The sequence below is a fragment of the Henriciella litoralis genome (assembly GCF_002088935.1).
In the GTDB taxonomy this organism is placed as follows: Bacteria; Pseudomonadota; Alphaproteobacteria; order Caulobacterales; family Hyphomonadaceae; genus Henriciella; species Henriciella litoralis.
This window is the reverse complement of sequence record NZ_NCSS01000006.1, coordinates 1075856-1096630: the sequence shown is the minus strand read 5'-3', so window position 1 is coordinate 1096630 and position 20775 is coordinate 1075856. Positions and strand designations below refer to the sequence as shown.

Sequence of the window (20775 nt, the reverse complement as noted above, 5' to 3'; positions counted from 1 at the left end):
TTTCTGGCTTCCTTCTTGAAGGTTCTAATTTTGCTCATTGGCCGCGAGTTGGGCTTTGCGATCGCGACGGCGGCGATGCAAAATTGGCTCGGTGTAGCCACTCGGTTGGCAGGTCGCCTGAAATACTAGGTCTCGTGCGGCCTGGAACGCGATGTTGTTCTCATGATCTGGGAGCATAGGCGTGTATGCTGGATCGCCGGAATTCTGGCGGTCGACAATTTCTGCCATCTGCAAAAGCGCGGCTTCGACATCCTGTCTAGAAACGACGCCGTGATGGAGCCAATTCCCTAGAAGCTGACAGGAAATCCGCAAGGTTGCGCGGTCTTCCATCAATCCGACATCGTGGATGTCCGGAACTTTTGAGCAACCGACACCCTGGTCAATCCAGCGTACGACGTAACCGAGTGTGGTCTGACAACAGTTCTCAACTTCGGTTCGGATGTCTTCCTTGGTCCAGTTCTTCGGGTCAGCGATCGGCGGTGTCAGAAGAGCAATTAGTCGCTCAGAAGAACTTATCGGATCAGAGTTAGCGAGCAAATCTGCCTGAACCGTCTCAACGTCAATCTCATGATAGTGCAATGCATGAAGCGTTGCGGCAGTGGGGGAAGGCACCCAAGCGCAGTCTGCACCCGCCAACGGATGGTTGGCTTTTTGCGCGAGCATTTCGCCCATGTAGTCGGGTTTTGCCCACATACCTTTGCCGATCTGCGCCTTACCACGAAAGCCGGCGCCTAGGCCTGTTTGAACATTTCCCATTTCGTAAGCGCCAAGCCAGGGCGACGACTTCATCTCTTCTTTGCGAGCAACGGGACCTGCTTCCAGGGCGGTAAAAATCTCATCGCCAGTTCGATCAAGGAAACCTGTGTTGATGAAAATGATCCGATTGCGCAGTTCATAGACGCACGCCTTCAGATTGGTTGAGGTTCGGCGCTCTTCATCCATCAATCCAATTTTTAAAGTGCTGGGCGAAAGGTTTAGGATTTGCTCCACAGTCTCGAGAACATCATTCGCGAAGGCGGCTTCTTCCGGCCCATGCATTTTTGGCTTCACAATGTACACCGATTGAAGTGTGCCATTGTTCAAGCCGTGGCACGCCATTAGGCTCGTCAGAAGCGCGTCGAGTAATCCTTCGAACACTTCTTCACCGTCGCGATCGATCACGGCTGGGGTGGTCATGAGGTGACCAACATTGCGGACGAGCAAACGACTGCGGCCTGGCCGCGAGATCGAAGTACCTTGCGCGCTTGTATACTCGCGATCAGGCGCCAGTTGACGAACGATTTCTGCCCCGCCTCTTGTCAAACGCGCTTGCAGGTCTCCTCGCATGAGACCGAGCCAATTGCGATAACATGCCGTTTTGTCTTCGCCGTCGACCGCCGCAACCGAGTCTTCGAAATCGATGATCGTGGTTAGTGCCGATTCAAGATAGATGTCTTTCATGCCAGCGCGATCATCGCGTCCAATATTGCTATTGCGATCAAACTGAAGTTCGGCGTGAAGGCCGTTATTGATCAAGAGAATTGATTCTGGCGTTCCAGATGGGCCCGAAAATCCAACGAGCGCTTCTGGTGTTGATAGTTTAGTAATCGAGCCGTTTATCGCAACTGCCAGCTCACCTTCCTCAACCCAATACTGGGTCACATCCGCGTGCGATCCTTCTGCCAAAGGCCAAGTTTTGTCGAGAAACTGTTTTGACCAATCAATCACTTTTTGCCCGCGTTCTGGATCATATCCGCCAGCCTCTGGTGGTGGCATGATGGCGTCGGTTCCATACAGAGCATCGTACAAGCTGCCCCAACGGGCGTTTGCGGCATTCAGCGCATATCGCGCATTCGAAACTGGAACGACCAATTGTGGGCCAGATATTTCAGCGATCTCAACATCAGTGTTCGACGTTTGGATCTCAAAGTCAGCCGGCTCATCCAAGAGATAGCCGATTGAACTCAAAAACTCTTTCTGGGCGCCGCCTGATCTTGCCAGTTCAGCATTCTGGCTCTGCCAATCCTGAATTTGATCTTCAAGGACTTCTCGGCGGGCCAGCAGTGCGCGGTTTCGCCCAGAAAAGTGAGAGATGATCTCCTCCAATCCCGACCAGATGGTCTTGCTATCGTACGGCAATCCTTTGAGAGCTTCTCGTTCAACGAAGTCAGCTAGCGCGGCATCGATTTTGAGCTGCCCGCGGTCCACATAGTTTGTCATTACTATTCTCACCAAAATTCTGTTGGAGGTCAGGCTGCCAGAGCAGGGGATACGGTCTGCAAACGCCCGGTAAATGATTTAAGGATCTTTTCCGAAACGATCTCGGCGGTCGCGGCTGACAGCGTCCATCCGAGATGTCCATGACCGGTGTTATAGAACACGCGGTCTCGCTTGCCGGCCATCGCTCGAGGCATCATGTCCGGCATCATCGGGCGCAAACCAGCCCAGGGAATTGAGCCCGACGCGTCTAATTCAGGATGATGCGTGTGAACCCATTCGACCAGTGGACGAATTCGGTCCGCGCGAATATTGCGGCCAAATCCATTTATTTCCGCTGTACCCGCAATTCGGTATTTGTCAGGCCCAAGTCGGCTGGTAACGATTTTTGCCGCTTCATCGAGCAAGCCAACTTGTGGCGCCGCCAACTCACTATCTACGTGGGTAATGGGAACGGTGATCGAATAGCCTTTGACGGGGTAGACATTGATCCGGTCGCCCAGTTGGGATGCAAAGCGTCTGCTTTCCACACCGGCGCAAACCACGATGGCATCGTGAGTCGATGTTTGAGGATCGGCCCGGCCATTCGGACTTTGGTCGAACTGGATATCCACGCCTTGTGCATGAGCTTTGACGCGGGAAATTTCGGCTCCCAATCGCATGATCGCGCCTCGATTGACGCAAACCTCCGACAATTGGCGTGTAAATCTGTGAATGTCGCCCGTTGCGTCATCTTGAGTGTAGTATCCGCCGACGAACTCGCCGCTCAACGCTGGCTCGATTGACTTGATTTCCTCGCGTGTAACCGCGCGGCGATCAAGTCCCGCCTCATTCAGCATGCCATTGACGGTTGCGGCAGATTCAAGATCTTCTTTTGATTTGTAAAAGTGCAAGATCCCTTTTTGAGCAAAGTCGAAGCTGAGTTGCTCAGTCTCGGCAATCTCAAATAAGCGCTGACGCGCCAGAAGTGCCAGACGAACCGTCTCCATCGAGTTTTCGCGGTACTTCCGCGTCGCCAACAAAAACTCGGCAATCCAGGAATATTTGTGCCAGCTCGGCGAGGGGCTGAATAAGAGCGGCGCATCATTGCGCAAGAGCCACTTTATACCTTTGCCGACGGTAGTCCAGTTGTTCCAGACCTCAGCGTTGCAAGCAGATAACTGGCCACCATTTGCGAACGACGTTTCCATCGCTGCGTATCGGTTTCGGTCAAAAACGGTTACTTCAAATCCGCGGTTAAGCAGGGCGTAGGCTGTGGTGATCCCCGTAATCCCGGCACCAACAATCGCAATATTCTGCATCTGAATCTCCAAGCAGACAAATGGGCAGAAACGAACGCGGGCCTGATCCGCAATCGTTTCTGCCCCATCTGTCCTGAACCTGAGAGATTCATGAGCGTCGACTCACTTGCTCCTTCGGTGGGCCGCCATAGCGACCACTCTCCAGATGTCCTTCAAGTCGACCGGTATTAGGCCTGAGAGTTTCCGGGGCGGTTGCTCCTTCGGCGCCGGATATATCCGGGCTCTCCCTGTCGACAGCTTTGAACAAGAAAAAAGTAGTATACCATATTTTTAAGTCAAGCCTTTAAATCAACGGACAGTAGAATGCCTGTAACTGCTGAAAATGGATGTGTAGCAAATTCGACACACTTCCTGAAAATTCTAAAAAAGTATGATTGACTACTTTATCAAAAAATCGTGCCTTAAAGCTCTCGCTGGAGGAGTGCAGAATATGAACAAGATCAAATTCGGAGTTATTTCGAGCGTCAGCACCCTGGTGTTGGCCCTCTCAGCTGCCGCTCAAAGCGGCCCAGATTCAGGCGCGGACGCGGCTGAAACAGAAACCCGTACGCTTGGGGCCATTACGGTGACAGCGGAAAAGCGCGCTGCAAATTTACAGGATGTTCCGATTAGTATTTCTGCGTTCACAGGCGAAACACTTGAAGATCTAGGCATCACCGAGACGGATCAGTTGGGCGAATTTTTGCCGGGGTTGGAAATTTTGTCTCCGAGCGGGGAAGGCAGCCAGGTTGTCTTCTTCTTGCGAGGCGCAGGCCTAAACGACTTCAATACCAATAATGCGGGCCCCGTCGCGGTATATGCCGACGAAGTCTACGTCAGTTCGCCTGTTCTGACCGCATTTCAATTCTTTGATACCGAGCGGCTTGAGGTCTTGAAGGGGCCGCAAGGCACACTCTATGGCCGAAACACAACTGGCGGTGCGATCAAGTTTATCTCGAACAAGCCGACCGACACATTTGAGGCCAGTTTGCGAGCATCCTATTCCAGCTTCAACACAACGGAACTAGAGGCTGCGATCTCCGGTCCGTTGAGTGATAATGTTCGGGCGAGAGTTGCTGCGGTTAAGAAGGACTCTGATGGGTTCGGCACTAACCTGGTTACCGGTGAGGATACTCATGGCTTCGATACGCTCGCATGGCGCGCATTCATAGATGTGGATGCGACTGACCGTCTTGCGCTGCGTTTCAATCTTCATGGCGCTCAAAATGAATCGCAAGCATCTCAGTTCAATCACTTTGGGCTGTTGAGTGTTGACGGCGCAGGAAATGTAACAGGGTCAGGAACGCAAGACGTGCTCGGTTATCCAGGAACCGGGGATGCATATGATGGCGAGTATAATCGCGTCGGAGATGTCGATCAGGACTCAATTGGCGGTTATTTCCAGGCCACATACGATTTCGATGGCTTCGATTTCACATCGATTACCGCTTACGATGAGGTCGAGCACTTCCTGCCCGAAGATTCTGACGCCTCTCCGTTGTCTTTGCTGTTTGTGAGTTATGGCGTCGAATCTGAGACCTTTACCCAAGAGTTTCGTCTTGCCGGCAATACTGATCGTGGGAATTGGCTGCTCGGCGCTTATTACCTCAATGAAGATCTCGACCAGGTGAACGGACTGGAATTGTTCACTGAGTTGCTTCCACTAACGGGCGGCGTTGGAGATTTGTCGGGAGCGCTCGTCGGTGCGCCGGTTGTGATCTCTGAAACTGTGAACAAGCAGTCGACAGAGACATATGCGCTGTTCGGGCAAGGGACCTATGATTTGACCGATCAGCTCTCAGCGACGGTAGGGTTGCGTTATACGTCTGAAGACCGGGATTTCGATGGCGCATCGAATATCTTGAACGACCAATACTTTGTCGGTTTCGACGAGAGTTCGAACCCTATCATTGTGGACGGCCCTCTGCCGCTTTACAGTGTGCCGGGATTGAGCACGAGCGACGATGCGATCTCTTGGCGTGTCGCTCTGGATTACAAGCCAAATGAAGATACACTTCTGTACGGCAGTGTGTCACGCGGCTTCAAAAGCGGCGGATTTAATGGCGGGCTTCTGTCTGGAGATCCAGCCACTGCCGTCGCCGAATTGCAGCCCTACGAGCCAGAATTCATTACTGCTTATGAGGTCGGCTTTAAGTCCGAGCTGTTCAACAAGGCGCTTCGTCTGAATGGCGCGCTGTTCCTCAACGATTTTGAAGATCTGCAAGTCTTTACACTGATCAATACGGGCAATCTGCCAGTCCAGGTCTTGGATAACGCTGGCGGTGCTGAAGTGTTTGGATTTGAATTGGATGCAACCGCGTTCCCAACAGATAATCTGGTTTTGAACTTGAGTCTGGCGCTGTACGACAGCGAGCTTGAGGATACCTCCGGCACTGGCGGATTTGATGGCAACAGTATCGCAAACACCCCGGATACCTCAATTTCCGGACTCGCCAGATATGAGTTCGATGCTTTCAATGGCGGCAGGTTTCATGTTCAAGGCTCGGCCGCGTACAAGAGTGATATCTTCTTCTCGACAGAGAATAACCCATTGGTTGCTCAGGACGGCTACACGCTTCTGAATGCGCAATTGGGCTATACCAGCGCGGATGGCCGCTTCGAGTTCAACTTGTTCGGTAAGAACCTCGGTGACGAAGAGTACCTGGTAAATGCCGCCGATCTAAGTGATTTTGGGCTCATTCAACGCATGTTCGCTGCCCCTCGGTCCTTTGGTGCTGAACTGAGAGTGAGCTTTTAAGCAGAGTCTTTGCCAAAAACGTCGTCCGCGTCCTTCGTGTGCGCGGGGCCTCTCGAGCCCTGGAATACTTCCAGGGCTCGGCTTTTGGCAATCTCGTCCAGCTGCGTTCCATTAACGGTGCAAAATGGTTCAAATTTCTTGACCCATTCGAGTCCCGCTTATAAAGTAGTAAATACTATCATAATGGGAGATTTGTCTTTTGCAAAAGGTGCGTTTGAGCCTAGGGATCAGTATGGCGGTTCTGCTATATTCATGCGGTTCCCCTCGAGAAGGCGGCGCCGCTATCGTGACCGATCCAACCGCTGCGCAGATCGAATATGCGGAGCACTCACTACCGTCTGATGCTGAGCTTAGTGAGCTTTATGACCGGTCATGCCGGTTATGCCACGCAGTTGAGGGTATGAACGCCCCATTGACCGGGCATGGCGCTGATTGGGCCGCTCGAATGAAGGCTCGAGAAGGAGTGAACGGTCTGCTGAACTCCGCAAAGTATGGATATCAAATGATGCCAGCGAACGGGCAGTGCTTTGATTGCAGTGATGATCAGTTCATCGCGCTTATCGAATTCATGGCCAAAGATGGCGGGAGCTAAAAATGAAAATATCACGTCGGAATGCGCTAATTGGCGGAGCCGGAATTATTGGCGCGCCGGTCGTTATCGGTGGCGGGCAGCACGTCGCCTGGAGCGGACGCAACTTTACCAAAGACAGCTTTGATTATCCCGAATTTGAGGCTGGACCTGGTCAGACGGTTTGGAAGAACTGGGCCGCAAACCAAGGTGCGGTTTTGAGCGCGATCAAATCACTTCAATCAGAAGAAGAGCTTGCGAGCATAGTCGCCAATGCACAAGGCGGCATTCGACCTCTAGGGAGCGGTCATTCTTGGTCGGGCGTGGTGCCGACAGATGGAACCGACGGAACGCTGATCGATCTTGGCCGGTTTGTAGGCGTTTATGATGTAGACTTACCTGCTCGAACTGCAGTTGTCGGAGCAGGCACCCGAATTGGTCAGGCTGCGCGATTGCTGGCGGAGCAGGGACTCGCCTTTCCGAACCTTCCAGATATCAACCAGCAGACGCTTGCCGGAGCATTTGCCACAGCAACTCACGGCACAGGGCAGGAACTGCCGGCCATGCATGACTCTGTGATTGGATTTCGCATGGTAACGGCAAACGGTGAGATCCTTGATGTCACTGCGGAAACCAATGCGGATTTGTTTGAGGCTGGAAAGGTCTCACTTGGCGCGCTCGGTATCATTACTCAGTACACGTTGAAGCTTAAGCCGAGATTCCTTTTACACCGGCGCGTTTGGCTCGAAGACATTTACCAATTGCTGGACCGCGCTCCAGAAATGCTGGAGATGCATCCGTTCTTTGAGTTCTTCTATCTCCATAATGTCGGCAAAGCGCTCGTAATTGTTCATAATTATTACGATGGTGATCCCAGCGATGTGCGTGAAACGCCCGATGATGATGATCTGCTTGAGCAATTGAAACATCTCAGGAATGAGCTTGGCTGGTGGCCCTGGATGCGTCGCAGAATGTTCAATTCCGCTTTTCCGTCTGATGTGGAAATCGAAAACGTGAAAGAGGAGAGTTGGAAGCTCCTTTCCACACCTCGTCCGACCAAAATCTTTGAAACCGAGTACCATATTCCGGTCGAATCTGGAATTGCTGCATATAAAGAGATGCTCAAGTTTCTCGACAATCGAAAGAGCTTCTACTTTCCTTCTGAGTTCAGATATATTGGTCCCGACAATGCGTGGCTCAGCCCATTCAACGATGGCGTGCGCAACTCGATTTCATTTCATACACCGGCCAATGAAGATTATTCGCTTCATGCCGAGGTCATCGAGCCCATGATGCTGCGCCACGGCGGCCGGCCACATTGGGGGAAAGTGCACAGCCTCAAGTATGAGCAACTGAAGGATATGTATCCGAAGTTCAACTCATTTCGTGAATTGCGTAGAGAGCTCGACCCTGAAGGCAAGTTCTTGAACCAACACCTCAAATCTTTGTTCGGAGAATCCTAAAATGACGGTGTTGCACAGACGGGCTATGCTCGCACTTCTGGGCGCGGGTGCGGCCGCTGGGTGCGCTACTGTTGCATTAGATGGCCAAGCGGATGCTCAAACGGGTTCGCCGTTACCCACCGGAAATACTGAGGCTCCAAACCCGCGTCTGGTCGGGGCAGGACAGGGCCTGATCCCTATGAATGCGGCAAATTTGACGCCGATGTTTACCAGCGTTGAGAGGGCGTTCGATGAATATGAGCGCCAATTGCGCCGAGATGTATCTTTTCTCGCCCGCAACGAGTTTGTGGCGACAAAAGTCGAGGGCGCACGTCAAAAGGCGGCGAAAATGCTTGGCGTGGCTGATCCGAAAGATATTGCCTTTGTACGAAACACGAGTGAAGGCAATTCCACAGTCATCAATGGCATGACACTCGAAGCCGGAGATGAAATTCTCATCTGGTCAGAAAATCACGCCACCAACAACATCTCTTGGCGCTACCGATCCGAGACGACTCCAATATCGCTGCGCGACATTTACCTTCCTGAAGGCGAACTTTCTGCTTCCGACATCGCAGATATCTTTGCCCGTGCGGTTACAGAGAACACTAGAGTTCTCACTATTTCCCACATTTCGAATATATCCGGACGCCGGATGCCCATCAAAGAGATTGTCGCGGCCGTTCGAGCCAAAAAGCAAGACGTTCATGTCCATATCGACGGGGCTCAATCCTGGGGTAGCGTTAAAGTAAATCTGACCGATATGGACTGCGATAGCTATGCCGCCAGCGCGCACAAGTACTTACTTGGACCGCGTGGAGCAGGGGTGCTCTACGTCCGCAAGACTGCGGTCCCCAAAATTCGACCCGTGACGCTCGGTTACAATCTCTACTTCACATATCCGGAAAACGGATTGTCCCAAACGGCCGAGCGGTTTGAATGCCATGGCCAGAGAGATGTCGGTACTTTTGCCGCGATCGGTGACGCAGTTGATGCACACGACGCCTTTGGAGGGCCAGGTGCCGTTGAGAGTGCGATCGATGACATTGTGGCTTATGCAAAGACAGAGCTAAGAACGAAAAACATCGACATAAGATCGCCAGAAGGTGGGCATGGCGTGATCGTTATGGATCTCGGTGACCCCTTGCTTGCAATGGCCGGTTTTCTAGTCCTTCATCAGGCAAGTGTTGCAGGCGCCTTCATTGATGGAGCTACGTCAGGCCCCGGCCAGCCGCGGCCAGTCTATTTGAGATTGAGCCCGCACATTTACAATTCGCGAGAACACATAGATCGAGCCGTCAGTGCAATCGAAGTGGCTAAGGCGATGCCGCTTGATCAAGCTCGAGCGCTTGTAAAAAGATATTTGGGGTAATCAGCCTGAGTTGATACCACTCCTTTTAGCGCCGTGGACGTGAAGAGAGCTTCTGAAGCATATATGTTTCAGAGCGGAAGACTGAGGCTTTAAAAGGACAAATTCTCGCTAACGGTTTGCGAGTTATTGAGACAATTTAAGTGCCTGAAGAATAAACACGCTCAGTGTTTGAAGCGTGCTTATTAAGGAAAGAAACGTAGATAAGCTTTTTAGATTTGATATGTCTGCGTCTAAAAAGATTTGAATTTGCAGTTAGTTAGAAAGCGAACGAATGCGAGATAGTCGGCCTCGACAAGAACGATCGATAGCAAACTATGAGAAAATCTTGAGCGCATCTCAGCAGCTCTTGAGCGAACGCGGATTAGAGAGCTTCACGTCAAATTTGATTGTCGAGCGTGCGGGCCTTACGCCGCCTACTTTCTATAGATGGTTTGAACACAAGCACAGCGTTTTGGAAATATTGTTCAATCGCTTGATGGAAATGCAGGACGAGGTGGTAAAATCACGTCCGCTCGTTGTCTTCGACAACCTGGAGGAGGTTGCTTCCCACTCCGCAGTTACCCTGAGCGGTGTCATCGACGTTACACAAGAATTTATTGGCTCGCACGCGCTGATGGTCTCAGTGCGCGCTATTCCAGAACTCGCCCCGCTACGTCGTAAGGCTCACAATACTGCGGCCAAGATAATTTTCGACAATCTTGTCGACCTTGGACACCCGGCAAAAAAAGCTCATCTTCTTGCCCGCACTCAGCTGGTTGTGGAGTTTTCCTATTCGACGATCGAAATGTTGTTTGAGACGGCCTTCAAAAATCGCAGGTTGATCGTGGATTCGGCAGGCCTTGCGCTGGCGTCAATAATCCAGATCGACTGATTGGAACATATGACCTGACCCCGGTTTTTCGGACCAGTTTTTGCTTGGGATACGACCATCTGAAAAGGTGGTTATCATACGGAAGGCCCGTTTCCAGGACGAAAGAGATGGTGCCGATCCTGCGGGAAGCGGATCGGGAACCGGCTGGGGTGTTGTCAGCGGAACCGGGCGATTGAGCCGGTAGCATCACTTGATGTCCCCAAATCCGTTCCGCTATTTCAAAACGTTGCCCGAAATTATCCAGCTTGCGGTGATGCTGTATGTGGGTTTCCCACTGTCGCTTCGAAACGTCGAAGACCTTCTCCGCGAACGAGGTATCGATGTTTGCCACGAGAGCGTAAGGCTCTGGTGCGATCGATTTGGAGCGATGTTGGCGTGCAAGATCCGCCTCCGCCGCGCTCGTTACATGCGCCAGATCACTCAATGGTGAGACGCATTACCTCTGGCGCGACGTTGATCACGAAGGCGAAGTTATCGAAAGCTATGTCACAAAAACACGCGATATATCAGCAGCATTGCGGTTCTTGAGGAAAGCCATGAAGCGTTATGGAGCAACTCGAACCGTGGTGACAGACAGGCTCCGATCATATGGCGGTGCAATGAAAGCGATCGGCAATATCGACCGCCATGAGGTCGGTCGTCATCTGAACAATCGTGCGGAGAATTCGCACTTACCATTCCGCCGACGAGAGCGGGCGATGCTGAGGGTCAGGCGGATGTCGAACCTCCAGAAATTCGCCTCAACCCACGCCTCGTTTCATAATAATTTCAACCTCGACCGCCACATCAACCATCGCCAGACCATAAAAACGAAACGAGATGCCGCTCTCCTTGAATGGTGTCAGCTTCTGGCTGGATAGGGCAGGGTGCGCCGACAGTTGCTGGAGGCTGGCTCGCATTAGACTTTTAGCCACCATTCAAGACCCCTGAAAGGATGAGTTGATCAGCCGCGAGAACAGAAATATTGGTGTTTGACGTCAGATCGATTTTGTCTGATCGGTTTGTCCTGCGGCTTGGCATCTGCGTTGATCTCTTGCTATTCCCTCTTAAAAAAGGGGGCCGAAAATGGCGAAGCAACGCAAAGGACGTAGTGGAATAACGTGGCCTTGGGTCGATCTTGCAGCGATCGCGGTAGTGATCCTCGCGGCGCGTTATTTCGTTCCGGAATATGCGCATTGGACTGAATACCGGACCGCGCCAATGACCGGCGAAGAATGCTTGCGTGATCTGGACCCTGTTTGCGTTAAGGCAGAGCTTAACGAACGGTATGGCCCTACCGGTTCGTTGCGCTGGAAACAGTCCGATATGTCCTGGATCTGGGCGTTGCGCTTTATCGAAAGCGATGTCGATTATCGCGCTCAACTAGAGACAATATTCGAGGCGGATAAAAAATCATTTCGAAATGGACTGGAAGACTGGAAGCTGCTCGACATTGCTAATGTTGGATGGTTTCTGGCCGATAGCGGTCGTCCCGATGCGTCAAAAGCTTTCGTAGAAACACTGATCAACATGCAGCGCGAACGCGGTGGGAATGTGCCTGCCGGACTTGCGTCTTACCAGCCATGGACGAACCAGACGAGTGACCAGTCCTGTCAGCAGATTGCCGAACGCTGGTTTGAGCGGTCTGGCTCACTCGTACAGGCAAGTCGATCCAACGAAATGCTTAGTCCCTGCTATCTTGAGTATTTCCGGCAGTGGAACGATGTTGACTTCGAGGAGGCCGTGGCACGTACGCTCGAGGAGATGCGCCAATTGAAAAATATGTACGGCGAGGAACCTCATAAATATGGCTATGGGGAAGGAATGCCGTTCTATCAGCGCATCGACAGAATTGCATCGATGGCGGCCATTGCGGCTTATCGTGAAAGGAGCGGTTGGGGCGGGGCGTTCAATTAATTCGTTTCAAGCCACTGTCGGGCATCTATGAGCATCTTTTCCAGCTTCTGCAGCCCCGTTTTCAGGCCCTCCGGGGACGAATCGTCAAACTTGTGACGATCAAGCGTGTTGGGCGTTATCGGATGTGCACTTTGGTGGGCTCTGTACTTGGCTGCTTTTGAGAGCGAAACCGGCACTTCACCTTCATAGCTCACCTGTTGCTTTGCACGCCTGATCTTCGTCTTAATCCGTGAAAAGACAAAAAGGCGCAGCACGGCAATAGCCCCGACAATGCCAAGGCCGCTGGTGAATAAAATTGGCGCGAGCCGATAGCTCTCATCTCCGCTCATGATTTCGAGAAAGGGGCCATCCCAGTAGGTCGGCAACCAGGCGGCCGCACCAACGAATAGAGCGCCAAGCATATATATCGGAATAGCCCCACCGCTGAGTATCCAGGAACCTTTTTGGGCGCGGCGCGCCTCTTCGAACACATAAGCCTTCTTGGTCCGGTCGATCAGCGAAGGCAGTTGAATAAGATCTTCTATCCGGCGGCGGCCTTCCTCGCCGAACTTTTCCGCCAACTCCCTCCTGCGCGCGAATGTGGAGTAGCGAAGTTGATCAACTTTAGCGGCGTAGCTCGGCCGGTCGAAATCCTCTGGTTCGTAATTGACGAGTTCCAGCGCAAGAAGCTCGATTTGAAAGTATTCGCGAGCCGATCCGTCTTTTTCGATCTTCGCGTCTCGGGCAAGCAATTTGTCGAATAGTGCTTCCAGCTTGAAGTTGGCCATGAACTCTGCCGCTTCGCGATCAGCAACAGGATCACGGGCGGGGCGATTCATTTGACCTTCAATTCGCCGCAGTTTCGCATTCGCAGATGCCACATCGAGATAGGTCAGTGTGTTCATCACCGAATTATAATCGAACTTCATGGCCTGCCGTATCCTCCCTGCCGATTTCAGCCAAAGCAGACTTATTTTTGCCGGCCCCGACGGATAATTCAACATCAGGCAGCGCGGGCTTTTGCTTCGACAGGGTAGGGCGGTTGCTGCGCGGCAGAGGCGGGTTCGTATTTGGACTGAGAGCCCCCATCCTGTGCTTAAACGACCGTTTCCCGCAAACTGTCCAAGCCTTCCCGAATGTCCATATGTATGGCTTCTGCTAACGCATCTTCATCATTATCGCGGAGGGCTGCCATAGCCTCTTTGTGCCTGTCTTCAACAAGGTTGGATGTGCCCAGTCTTCCAAGGACCGTGCGCATCGTTGGCCCCAATTGAAGCCATAGATCTTCTACCAGACGCATGAGCACTGTCGATTCGGCCGCACGATAAATCTCGAAGTGGAAGGCGCTATTATGTCTGGCATATCCATCAATGTCTCCGGCATTGATCGCCTGGTCCAGAAGTCGGTCGTATTGATCGAGCGTTTCCAGGAGTTGCTTCTTCCGCTTTGGCATCTTGCTTAGTCGACGCACCGCATGACGGCTAATTTCCGGCTCAAGCTGCAACCGGGCAAACCGGATCTGCTCAAGGTGGGTGCGATCGATCCGCGCGACCTTGATCCGCCTTGTGTCATTAAACTCAATCGCCCCGGCCGCGGCCAATCGACGGATCGCGTCTCGTGCCGGCATGGTGCTCACATCGAAGGTTTTAGCGATTCCGCGCACTGAAAGCGTTTCGCCTGGGCTTAATTGCCCTGAGATTATGAGATCACGAAGTTTGAGGAAGACCTGCTCGTGCACAGCGCTGTCTTTGCCCGCCGTCTCAGCGTGCTCCGAAGATGAGTTTGCATCGTCGCCGTTCAACCCTGAGTCTTGTGGCACAGAATTTTTCATCAATGTCCTTAATTCAATCTGCGTGTCGAGAATTGTGAATAACCGCCCCTATTGGCGGTTATCGAAACATCAAAGTAGGCTTAGAATAGCATTGTTGCCAAGGTTAACTTGAACCGGCACTCCATCAAAAATCTCTGAAGTCCGATCCCACAACAGGATTTGTGGTTTGTTCGGCTTTAAAAGAGGACGTCTGACATTGGCTATTCAAGATCAAACGCACGCTGCTTCATAGACGAATAAGTGATCTCGATCTTGGCGAAGGGTAGCATACCGTATGTTCTGCTGAGTTGTGTCTCCAGCACAGGGTGAGATCGGTGATCCTTCGACATATTGACGGCCGACTCTGCCGGTTCAGGAGCCTGGCGAGAAATTATCCGAGGAAGCCGAGATCGATAAACCGCCACGGCTTTAATCGCGTTTGGTGACGGTCATTGCGAGGCCGGTCCCCGCCAACAGACGCTCCAATTGTTCTCGCTTGATCGGAGTGCCGCTGCTGCACTAAGCGCTCTCTTTGAAGGGAGAGAAGGCAAGAGGTTCATCACATGTGAGGGGCAAAGCACCCGGCAATAAAACTTGTCGACGAAAAGTAGCGACTTCTCTTGACAACTGTAAAACTCGTAAACTAAGACTCCAATTGTGATCACAAAAAAGATTTGCGGTTATCCTTGTTTTGCCAAGTTGAGAAAAGGCAGAAAAAGGAATAAAAACAAAGTTATCTATTCGCGCCCAAGCGTATTGGCTTACTGAGAGGGAGGCTTTTGGGCGAATGTGATTGCAAAAATGTGGCTGTGCGTGCGTGGATTATGCTGAATGATGCAGCGAGCCGCTCGGCCTGACCAATGAGGAGTTGAAGGTCATGGCATCCAGGGTTTTTAAATCTATAACGAGTGTTTCGATAGTCGCGCTGATGACTTCGGCTTCGCTTACCGCATTCGCGCAAAGCGCCGATGTGCAGGAGAGCGATGGCGAAGATTCGACCAGGGTTATCGAAAAAGTCGTCGTCGTCGCTCAAAAGCGCGCTCAGTCGGCTCAGGACGTGCCTCTCGCGATTACCGCTTTCACTGGCGAGATCGTCGAAGATCAGCATATCGGCGAATTTACCGACATCTTCTCATTCACGCCGGGACTGGTCTCGGCGCCAGACTATGCCACCTCTGAACGGACCTCTATTCGCGGTCTGGGGTCGGCTGCCTTCACGTTCGGATTTGATCCGCATGTGGGCGTTTTCGTGAATGGTGTGCACCAGGGGCGCAATGGTGCCCAGACGAGCGCGCTATTCGATGTGGAACGGGTAGAAGTCGTTAAAGGACCTGTGAATGCGCTCTACGGCAGAAGCGCCATCGCCGGCGCGATCAACATTATCAATAATGAGCCTGTAGACGCGTTCGAGGGAGACGTGCAGGCTGAAATTTCTGAGCGAAACGGATACGACTTCACCGGTGTGCTCAACGTTCCAGTGACCGACAATTTGTATTTCCGTGGTGGCATACACGTCGATCAGCAGGATGGATTTTACAACAACGTCGCAAATGGCGAAACGATTGGTGATACCGATTCCTTCGCCGTCAGGGCGGCTGTGAAGTATGAACAGAATTTGTGGGATGCCAAGCTGACGGTCAACTATGAAGACCGGACCGACGTTCCGAATATTCACCAGGCAACCGGTTCCTTGGCCGACCAGACCTATTTCGGATTTCCTCTTACAGATTATATTCTGGATCCGACGCTGGATACGACCAATCTGGCTGGTCCGTTCGGTGACAATTACAATGTCGCTACCGATCTCGACCCTTATATCAAAACCGAACTGTTTGACATTACCGGAGAGGTCAATGTCGAACTAAACGACATTACCAGCCTCAAAGCGATCACCAGCTACCGTGACATTGAAAGCCGGTACCTGGAAGATTATGACGGCAACGCCATACCGGATCTGACATATTTCGGTCCTTACGAGCAAAACTCCGACCAGAAGGTCTTTCAGCAAGAATTCCAGCTGCTCATAGAGCCTGCGAATGATTGGGTGTGGGTGCTCGGTGCAAGCTACTTCGATGAAGACCTGGACGGATATATCGGGAGCAGCTGGAGCGAAACGCTAAACTACTTCAGCAGCCCAACGACTTTGATCCAGGAAGAGTTCGGAACTACGGACGGCGCTTTTTCGGGATGGTCTCTCTTCGGGGACGTCACGATTCCATTGGGAGAGAAGTTTGAGCTCACCGTTGGCGGGCGTTACAACTACGATAAGAAGCGTCTCACCCAATACGTTCCAGACCCGGCAGACCTGTCGATCTTTCCAAACAACAATCCGTATGCAACAGCCTTTAACTGGCCGGCGATCGCAACAACTCCTGTGACGTCTGAAGCTGACTGGGACAAGGTGACGTGGCGCGCGGCGCTCTCTTATGCCGCAACTGACGATCTGAACTTCTATGCAAGTTGGGCTCAGGGTTTCAAAGCAGGCGCAATCGATGCTCTGTCTTTCGAGGCTGATGTTCCGATCCCTGCCTTCGCAGGAGTCGATGTCTCCGATCCGACCATAAACGGCCGACCAGCCGTCGCGGATCCGGAATCCAGCGATAGCTACGAAATCGGCATGAAGGGGATGTTCTTCGACAACAGCGTCCAGCTAAATACCGCTGCCTTCTATTATGTGTTCGAAGATCAACAGCAGCTGGTGAGCCAGGGTGCTTCCTACATTGTTCAAAATGTTGGTGAAGTCGTCGGGCAGGGGCTTGAGGCCGAAGTTAGATGGCTGCCGACTAATCGCCTGGATTTGTCTGCGACCCTCGCTTTGCTGGATACCGAGATCAAGGAAGACGAATTCAATCCGGCCAACGTTGGGACGCCAAAAGCGCGTTCTCCTGAAGTGACAGCCTCTTTGATTGCGACATATACCATTCCACTGGAGTCGGGTGCTGAGGTCTTTATCAACGGAAGCTATAGCTATCAGGACGAGATGCGCGTTTCAGGCAACCCGGATTCGCCTTACATACCGTCGTATAGTCTGGTGAATGGTCGGATCGGCTATGATAGCGTCGACGACTGGGGCGTTTCACTCTTCGTTGAGAACCTGACGGATGAATTCGTGTACTATTCGCTGATCGAATCCAATGGATTTGGTAACACCATTCAGGACACGCGGTTCAATTTCGGTCAGCCGCGAACATTTGGTGCTTCGATCTATTATCGCTTCTAGGAAGCATCGTGAATGTCTTTGCCTTCGGAACGCACTCGTATTGTTCGGGAACAGGAGAACGTAGATGAGTAAACGCGCATTGTATTTGGGGATTGCGACTCTCAGTATTGTCGCGTGCGTTCCGGTAGGCAAGGAAAGCGGGGCAATCCAGTCGGGGAGCCCATCCTCTCCCGCATTAGATGTTACGGTCTTCGACAATGCGCAGATCTATACTGAAGACGACGCCAACCCGCTTGCTGAAGCGGTTGTTGTCGGCGACGGAAAGTTCTTGTTCGTTGGCTCTTCGGAGCAGGCGCTCGATTTTGCCGGAGATTCTGCCGACGTGCGTGATCTGGAAGGCCAATTTGTTCTTCCTGGTCTAGTTGATGCGCATACTCACCCAGGCCTGATTGCTCTAAATGGGCCGGGCGAGGGGGATGATGGCGACGTCATGACGATGCCTCGCGACATGGACCGGCAGGAAACCTTGGATTGGCTGAAGGAGTACAGCCAATCTGATGACCTGCCTGACATCATCAGGTTGGGCGAGTGGGACGTGGAAGCGTTTTTCCCCGATGGCCCAAACAGGTACGAACTGGACGAGATCTTTCCGGACCGTCCGGTGCTGTTGAGTGATAATTCGGGTCATACCCGCTGGCTGAATTCAGCTGCGATCGACATGTATGGCGTCACATCGGAAACGCCCGATGTTAGCCCGGGAATTTCATATTTCGTACGAGATGAGAACGGCGAGCCAACGGGTTGGGTCAAAGAGTTTGCCCTGATGCCGTATATGGATAGTTCGATGATTTCGCCACGAGACGAACTCAAGGCGAACATGACGACTTTCCTGGACTTCCTCAGCAGTCGAGGCGTGACCACGCTTTTCGATGCGGGCAATTTTATCTGGGATGATGAAATTTACGCCGTAGTTTCGGAGCTCGCCCATAGTCATCGTTTGCCGCTCAACTATGAGGGATCCTATCACATCTGGAACCCGAACGAGTTAGATGCGGCCGTATCAGAAGTTCGCAGGCTGAGAGATGAATATGCCTTCGGACGGTTCACGATCAATACCGTCAAGGTCCACTATGACGGCGTTCATGAAGTGGCCACGGCGGCCGAAGTTGAACCGTATGCAATCCCTTCGCTCGGCTCGGGCGGCAAGTTATTTAGCACTGAGCGGCTCGTTAAGCTGATGGTTGAGCTCGATGCTGAGAACATCGATCTTCATCTTCATACGGTTGGCAGCGATGCGACCAAGTCGGTTCTGGATGCAGTGGAGCTTGCGACATCCGAGTTGGGCAGGCCTCTCAATATTGAAGTGACCATTGCTCACGTCGAGTATGTGTCTCCGCCGGACATCGAGCGGGCTGCAGACCTGGGCGTCAATGTCGACTTCACGCCACATTGGTTTGGGGGCTCGGTGTTCGGGGGCGCCGGCGCAGCATTGCTCGGACCCGAAAGAGCCAAACAGAATATGGTTGTGGGGCAGTTTGTCGACGCTGGCGCCAATGTCACGCTATCTAGCGATGTCGTCTCATGGTGGGAGTATCCGCGGGCCGATCCATTTATTGGCATAGAGATGGCGGTGACGCGCCGTGAGTACACGCCAGGCGATCATCCGTTCAAGGATCCTGAATCGGCTAAAATGGAACGTGACGCCGCGATCAAAGCCTACACGGTGAACTCTGCGAAACAGTTTGGAAAAGAAGACTCAATCGGAACCATTCAAGTCGGAAAAGATGCCGATTTCGTCGTTCTGAAAGATGATCCGTACCAGATAGACATTTCGCAGATGGATCAGATGCGCGTTGATTCTGTCTATCTGGATGGCGAACTGGTTTATTCGGAAGACTAAGGAAATGTCGGCGGGGCACTGCGCTCGCCGGCAGAATATCGCGCAGTTTTCCGGCGCATTCTTGGGTCCCACCAGTGGGCTCAAGAATGCGCCGGACATCTCACTGAAATTGTAGAGAAATCGACCGCGCGACGCTCGTCGTTCTGTCGGCCGGTTCAGCCGGCAGGGCGGGGGCGCGGTGGCCATTGGTCCGCTGAAGTCCTCACATGTCCATGTTAGCTTTTCAGGCGTAACCTTCCCGGTATTCGGGTGACAGCTTCGCCGGTCCATCTCAGGATGGTACGATTGCTCTGGGCCGTTGCATTTTCAGAAGCGATCGGTCGGACCAGCCCCTTGCGAGCCGGCTCGGGCGCTTCCGACGCACAGGGCCTTCCAAGGCGGTTAAATCCCAGCTCGGGCCGATAGAACCAGCAGATTTGCCAATGTCTCTACGCGCTACGGATGCGCGTCAGATACTCTGAAAAGATGCGGTTCACTTCCATTCCGGGATCGCGCACATATTCGCTCACGCTCAGAACGTCCTGCGGCGGGAAAATCGCCTTATTGTCCCTGTATGAGTTCGGCATTAACGCCAGCGCAGCCTCGTTGGGCGTTGGGTACTGGATCGTCTCGGCAATGTGCGCGCCATTCTTGGCATCGAGAATGAAGTTGATGAATTGATGCGCCAGGTCCGGATTGCGGGCGCCTTTTGGTATGCAGAAACCATCTGACGCGAGGATGCTTCCCTCTTTCGGGACGACAAAGTCGATATCGTCGTCTTCCTGCATGACCTGGGCGATATCCCCATTGTATTCAATGACGATATCGACATCGCCTGCGAGTAGCGCGTCTTGCCCATTGTCGTCATGGAACATGGCGATGTTGGGCTTCTGCCGCATCAGCATGTCTGCAGCGCTTTCGATCACGTCAGGATCGGTGTCGTTGACCGAGTGGCCTTGGTATTTGATGGCGAGTTCGAAGAGCTCGCTCGCTTCCCCAAGGAGGCCGATTCGGCCTTTGTAGCGGTCGGAGTCGAACACCCATTTCCAGCTGTCAGGAACGCTGTCGACTTTTGATTTGCGATAGCCGAGGCCGGTGATGAGCCAGGTGTAAGGTACCGAATACTGTCTGCCGGGATCGTACGGGACATCCATGAATTCCGGAGCGATATTCTTTAGGTTCGGAATTTTTGAGTGATCCAGCTTTTCCAGAAGATCCGCCGCAATGAGCCGTTCCACGAAATCGTTGGAAGGGACGATCAAATCAAAGCCAGGATTGCCAACACGCATCTTGGCGAACAATTCGTCATTATTGGCAAAGTAAGAGAGGTTTACACTCGACTGGGTTGCGGCTTCAAAATCATCAACCGTGTTCTCGCCCGTATAAGTGTCCCAGGTATAGATGTTGATCCGGTCCTTGGACGGCCCTCCGCATGCAGATAGGTTGATCCCCACCCCTCCGGCTAGAGGAGCAGCTGATAGCATTTTCAGAAGGTTGCGGCGGCTGAACTTTGTCATGTCTGGATGCTCCAGTAAGTGTCACTCAGGGGCCGATGGCCCCGGCA

General features: G+C 52.6%; 13 protein-coding genes, 1 pseudogene and 1 riboswitch. Of the genes and pseudogenes, 9 read left to right on the top strand and 5 right to left on the bottom strand.

The window, feature by feature from the left end; genetic code table 11:
* Positions 1-24: 24 nt before the first annotated feature.
* Positions 25-2199: a malate synthase G gene (locus B8783_RS08845; RefSeq protein ID WP_084419810.1), complete on the bottom strand. Its 2175-nt coding sequence runs from the start codon at positions 2197-2199 to the stop codon at positions 25-27.
* A gap of 29 nt (positions 2200-2228) precedes the next feature.
* On the bottom strand, positions 2229-3497 hold the full coding sequence (locus tag B8783_RS08840; RefSeq protein ID WP_084419809.1) for a D-amino acid dehydrogenase: 1269 nt from the start codon (positions 3495-3497) through the stop codon (positions 2229-2231).
* A gap of 58 nt (positions 3498-3555) precedes the next feature.
* Positions 3556-3652, bottom strand: a riboswitch (glycine riboswitch).
* 275 nt (positions 3653-3927) lie between these two features.
* On the opposite strand from B8783_RS08840, the gene B8783_RS08835 reads away from it, so the two are divergent.
* The 7 genes and pseudogenes from B8783_RS08835 to B8783_RS08805 all read left to right on the top strand — a co-directional run bounded on the left by B8783_RS08835 (position 3928) and on the right by B8783_RS08805 (position 12383).
* Positions 3928-6234: a TonB-dependent receptor gene (locus B8783_RS08835; protein WP_169711754.1), complete on the top strand. Its 2307-nt coding sequence runs from the start codon at positions 3928-3930 to the stop codon at positions 6232-6234.
* Positions 6235-6520: 286 nt separating this feature from the next.
* Entirely contained in the window at positions 6521-6826 is a 306-nt protein-coding gene (locus B8783_RS08830; protein WP_169711753.1) for a c-type cytochrome, read from the top strand.
* 2 nt (positions 6827-6828) lie between these two features.
* Positions 6829-8265, top strand: a complete 1437-nt coding sequence (locus B8783_RS08825) for a D-arabinono-1,4-lactone oxidase (RefSeq protein ID WP_084419806.1) — start codon at positions 6829-6831, stop codon at positions 8263-8265.
* A gap of 1 nt (position 8266) precedes the next feature.
* Entirely contained in the window at positions 8267-9616 is a 1350-nt protein-coding gene (locus B8783_RS08820) for an aminotransferase class V-fold PLP-dependent enzyme (RefSeq protein ID WP_084419805.1), read from the top strand.
* Positions 9617-9941: 325 nt separating this feature from the next.
* Positions 9942-10487: a TetR/AcrR family transcriptional regulator gene (locus B8783_RS08815; RefSeq protein WP_169711752.1), complete on the top strand. Its 546-nt coding sequence runs from the start codon at positions 9942-9944 to the stop codon at positions 10485-10487.
* 193 nt (positions 10488-10680) lie between these two features.
* Positions 10681-11347: pseudogene (locus tag B8783_RS08810) on the top strand (IS6 family transposase).
* A gap of 205 nt (positions 11348-11552) precedes the next feature.
* The gene (locus B8783_RS08805; RefSeq protein ID WP_139792309.1) at positions 11553-12383 is read left to right on the top strand and encodes a hypothetical protein; all 831 of its coding nucleotides are present in this window, start codon (positions 11553-11555) and stop codon (positions 12381-12383) included.
* Here B8783_RS08805 and B8783_RS08800 read toward each other — a convergent pair.
* Together B8783_RS08800 and B8783_RS08795 are read right to left on the bottom strand one after the other, a co-directional pair.
* Entirely contained in the window at positions 12380-13291 is a 912-nt protein-coding gene (locus B8783_RS08800; RefSeq protein WP_084419802.1) for a hypothetical protein, read from the bottom strand. The two genes, B8783_RS08805 and B8783_RS08800, sit on opposite strands and share 4 nt — an antisense overlap.
* 167 nt (positions 13292-13458) lie before the next feature.
* The gene (locus tag B8783_RS08795) at positions 13459-14193 is read right to left on the bottom strand and encodes a GntR family transcriptional regulator (protein ID WP_084419801.1); all 735 of its coding nucleotides are present in this window, start codon (positions 14191-14193) and stop codon (positions 13459-13461) included.
* A gap of 907 nt (positions 14194-15100) precedes the next feature.
* On the opposite strand from B8783_RS08795, the gene B8783_RS08790 reads away from it, so the two are divergent.
* The gene (locus tag B8783_RS08790; RefSeq protein ID WP_169711751.1) at positions 15101-17392 is read left to right on the top strand and encodes a TonB-dependent receptor; all 2292 of its coding nucleotides are present in this window, start codon (positions 15101-15103) and stop codon (positions 17390-17392) included.
* Between the two features lie 64 nt (positions 17393-17456).
* Positions 17457-19232 carry an amidohydrolase gene (locus B8783_RS08785; protein ID WP_084419799.1) on the top strand — a complete coding sequence of 592 codons (1776 nt, stop codon included), beginning with the start codon at positions 17457-17459 and terminating at the stop codon, positions 19230-19232.
* Positions 19233-19660: 428 nt separating this feature from the next.
* On the opposite strand, the gene B8783_RS08780 is transcribed toward B8783_RS08785, so the two are convergent.
* Positions 19661-20728 carry an ABC transporter substrate-binding protein gene (locus B8783_RS08780; RefSeq protein WP_084419798.1) on the bottom strand — a complete coding sequence of 356 codons (1068 nt, stop codon included), beginning with the start codon at positions 20726-20728 and terminating at the stop codon, positions 19661-19663.
* Positions 20729-20775: the final 47 nt, after the last annotated feature.